This is a genomic window from Holdemanella porci (assembly GCF_019052655.1).
GTDB classification, from domain to species: domain Bacteria; phylum Bacillota_I; class Bacilli_A; order Erysipelotrichales; family Erysipelotrichaceae; genus Holdemanella; species Holdemanella hominis.
Genome location: NZ_JAHQVB010000105.1, coordinates 1 through 3,858, shown reverse-complemented (window position 1 = coordinate 3,858; position 3,858 = coordinate 1). Strand labels below are relative to the sequence as shown.

Here is a 3,858-nt window from a genome sequence, read left to right as displayed (position 1 = left end):
GGAGCACATTTTTTTATGTTCCCCTCAAAGCCGTCATTTCTTAACTTAATGACATTGGGATTCACCGTGTTCCTGTTGTTGAAAAAGGAAAACTTGTTGGATTGATTACAGAAGGTATGATTTCTAATTCGGGTACAACGAATGCGACGAGCTTAAGCATATATGAATTAAATTATTTATTGTCAAAAACGACTGTAAGCACAGTGATGGTAAAAAAAGTCATTTCTGTCGATGAAAATGAATTGGTGGAATATACAACACAGAAAATGTTGAAAAACAACATTGGATGTTTGCCGGTCACAAATGCTTCTGGCGAAGTTACAGGTATTGTAACGCAGAATGATGTGTTTAAATGTTTCTTGAATGTTCTTGGATGGGATGAAGTGGGTTCAAGAATTACGGTTGCCGTAAAAGATGAAATTGGTGCGATTGGTAAGCTGTCGGAAATTATTGCTGAAAATAAAGTGAATATCAATCATATTGGTGTGTATTCTTTTGAGGATGGAATTGCCAATCTGGTTATTCGTTGTGATACTATTGAACCAGATGATTTACAAGCAGATTTAGAGCGTAAAGGCTATAAAGTATTAGAGTGCTTCGTTCGTGATAAATAGAAAAAAAGGTCTAATTCATATGAATTAGGCCTTTATGCTTTTTCAGGTACAACAACGGCTAATCCGCCTAGTGCACTTTCTTTTAGTTCAATTGGAAGTTTCTTTCCTGTTAGATTCATGGTTTGTACAACCATATCAAAACTAACACGATTCTTTTTTACGTTACGCAAATATTTGGCAAGTCTTGCAGCATCCACGCTTCTTTGTGCAGCTATTGCATTTCTTTCAATACAAGGAATCATTACGTATCCGCCAACTGGATCGCATGTAAGTCCTAGATGGTGTTCTAATCCAATTTCAGCAGCACATTCAATTTGTTCGTTGTTTTGAAGTTGACAATAAGCGACAAAAGCAGCGCCCATGGAGCAGGCAGCACCAACTTCTGCTTGACATCCAGCTTTGGCACCTGAGATGGTTGCGTTTGTCTGAATTAGATTTCCAATCAATCCAGCGACTTTAAGTCCTTGGATAATTGTTTTTTTAGGATATTTTTGATCGTGATAGAAATGATATACAAGACTTGGTAAAACGCCACAGCTACCCATGGTCGGAGCTGTTGCGACAATACCTCCACTGGCATTTTGTTCGTTGGCTGCATAGGCATAGCTACTTAGTAATAAACTGTTTTTATCTTGAATATCACTACAACTTTGTGCGGATTGGTGTAATGCATGGGCTACTCGATCAATTTTTAAGCTTCCAGGTAAAACACCAGTCTTCTTTAACCCGGTATTAACTGTTTTTAACATTTGTTTGAAGATTTGATTCATGTAAGAGTCAAAATCAGAATCTTCTACTTCATCGATATATTGGTCTAAACGTAAATGACGTTCATTACAATAGACTTGAATATCATCCATCTTTGTGTGTGGATAAATTTCTGGGTCTACATTTCCTTTTTTTCCATCGATTTCTATTTTACCGCCACCAATTGATACGAATGTATGTTTTGCAATTTTTGTATCCTTGTCAAATACTTCAATGATCATTGTGTTTGGGTGTTCAACAGGGGTTTTCATATCAAAAATGATCTCGCATTTACTAGTGCCTAACGTTTTTAATATGATTTTGTCTGTAAGGTGCCCTTTTCCTGTAAGTGCTAAAGAACCAAATAATGTAATTTTGAAGTTTGTAGCTTCTGGATACTGTTCATTGATATATTTAGAAGCCATCATTGGACCAAATGTGTGTGAACTGCTTGGACCTGGTCCGATTTTATAAATTGTCTTAATACTTTGCATGTTATTTTCCTTTCAGAATCTTAATATATTATATTGTATTTTTTTAAAAAGGGATATTAAAAAATTATATATTTATTAATAATTATTAAGATTTGTTTGTGTTAAAATATAGAGTGCTAGTAGTAGCGTGATAAGGGGATATGTTGATATGAAAGAAAAAGGAAATCGTATAAAGGGAATGGACGGATTGCGTGGTATTGCGATTATTGGAATTACGCTATTTCATATGTTTCCTAACGTGTTTAAAGGTGGGTATCTAGGGGTTGTTTTATTTTTTGTTTTAACTGGTTTTTTAATGGTTATCACAAATAAGAAAAAAATGGAGAACAGGGAGTTTTCTGCTATCAAATTTTATATATCAAGAATAAAAAGATTGTATCCACCATTGTTGGTAATGGTTTTTACAACTTTAGGTGTTTATTTCTTTTTGGCTAATGATAGTTTGCGTGGAATGAAGATGCAAGTATTAAGTATATTTGCGGGTTTTAATAACTTTTGGCAGATTTCACAAAGTTTGGATTACTTTACTAGAATTGCGAATACTTCACCATTTTCTCACTTATGGTTCTTGTCTATTGAAATGCAGTTTTATTTGATTTTTCCGCTTTTATTATTTGGATTATATAAGTTGGAAGAAAAAAAAGGAAATTCGAATACAATCAAGATAATGCTTGGAGTCACTGTTGCTTTTGCGTTAATAATGCCAATACTTTATTTATGTAAAGTGAATGTCACAAGATTGTATTATGGAACGGATACTCGAATTTATGCATTGTTTGCGGGTATGCTTTTGGGTTGGATATATACAAAGGAAGAAGAAACGAAAAAGAATTTTTGCATTTCACTTTCATTGATAGTTATATTAGTGGCTTCTTACTTTATTTTTGATGGTAAAATGCCAATTGTATATTTATTGGTGTTAACACTAACGACAATTTTGTCTATGTTCTTAATTGAGAAAACGGCAAATAGCTCAGTTTCGTTGGATGTGCCTATATTAGATTGGATTGGTAAACATAGTTATGAAATTTATTTGTGGCAATATCCAGTCATTTATTTGTTTCAATATAAGGATTGGAATAAACATTTCATCATATATTTAGTTGAATTTGTAATTTTGATTGCACTTGTTGTATGGACAAATTATTTCTTAAAGGTGTTTAAATATAAACAAATCAAACCAAAATTTCAAAAAGCCGTGTTGGCTTGTGGAATCGTTGGGTTTGTATTTCAGGCCACAGGTGTTATTGCTTTAGCAACTTCAAAAGAAGTAGATTCTAGTGCGTTGCAAAAACGTATTGCCGAAAATGAAGAAGCTATCAAGAATAAGAAAAAGAATGCAAAATCAGATGGCAAAATGGAAAGGGCTAAAAATGTAGATTATAGTCCTAGTGGAAATTCACAGAAAGTATCGGATAAAGGTTTATTCTGTTTGGGAGATTCCGTTATGTTGTCAGCATATACAAATATACAAGCTGTTTATCCAGATGCAACTGTCGATGCAGCTGTTTCGAGACAAATGTCACAAGCACCAGATGTTTTGCGTTGGTACGAGTCAAAAGGGGCTGTGCATAATACAGTTGTGATGTCACTAGGAACAAATGGGGTATTGGATGAGAGTACGGTTGAACAAACATTAGAAATGATTGGTTCAGATAAATCTATTTTCTGGGTCAATGTATATGCACCTGGGGTTGAATGGGAAGCTAGCAATAATCAATATCTGAAGGAATTGGCTAAAAAGCATTCAAATATTACATTGATTGATTGGAATTCTTATATTTCTCAGCATACAGATTTATTAGAAGAGGATGGAATACATCCGATGGAATCAGGTGCTGATGCATATGCTCATTTAATTCAAGAAAAAATTAATGAGGTTATGCAAAAACAAAAAGAGATTGAAGAAAAAGCGAATAAATAAAAAGACTGCAGAGGAATTAATCTTGGATATTTAAATTCTTGTAGGGTCGAACATAGTCCTTAAATTTTTATAGGGTCGT

General features: G+C 33.8%; 3 protein-coding genes and 1 pseudogene. 3 read left to right on the top strand and 1 reads right to left on the bottom strand.

Annotation, left to right across the window (positions count from 1 at the left end; translation table 11 throughout):
* Positions 1-53: 53 nt before the first annotated feature.
* Positions 54-113 (top strand): annotated as a pseudogene (locus KTQ83_RS12600) (hypothetical protein); the annotation flags it as partial.
* Positions 114-116: 3 nt separating this feature from the next.
* Positions 117-614 carry a CBS domain-containing protein gene (locus KTQ83_RS11410; protein ID WP_244975858.1) on the top strand — a complete coding sequence of 166 codons (498 nt, stop codon included), beginning with the start codon at positions 117-119 and terminating at the stop codon, positions 612-614.
* 32 nt (positions 615-646) lie between these two features.
* Here KTQ83_RS11410 and KTQ83_RS11405 read toward each other — a convergent pair whose 3' ends face one another.
* The gene (locus tag KTQ83_RS11405) at positions 647-1,855 is read right to left on the bottom strand and encodes an L-serine ammonia-lyase, iron-sulfur-dependent, subunit alpha (protein ID WP_217256883.1); all 1,209 of its coding nucleotides are present in this window, start codon (positions 1,853-1,855) and stop codon (positions 647-649) included.
* Positions 1,856-2,003: 148 nt separating this feature from the next.
* Between KTQ83_RS11405 and KTQ83_RS11400 the strand changes: the two genes are divergently transcribed.
* Positions 2,004-3,779: an acyltransferase family protein gene (locus KTQ83_RS11400; protein WP_217256882.1), complete on the top strand. Its 1,776-nt coding sequence runs from the start codon at positions 2,004-2,006 to the stop codon at positions 3,777-3,779.
* The last annotated feature ends 79 nt before the right edge of the window (positions 3,780-3,858 follow it).

Bases quoted from the DNA above. Each gene is read 5' to 3' on its own strand.
- KTQ83_RS11400 (WP_217256882.1), top strand. From the start codon at position 2,004: ATGAAAGAAAAAGGAAATCGTATAAAGGGAATGGACGGATTGCGTGGT.
- KTQ83_RS11410 (WP_244975858.1), top strand. From the start codon at position 117: ATGATTTCTAATTCGGGTACAACGAATGCGACGAGCTTAAGCATATAT.
- KTQ83_RS11405 (WP_217256883.1), bottom strand. From the start codon at position 1,855: ATGCAAAGTATTAAGACAATTTATAAAATCGGACCAGGTCCAAGCAGT.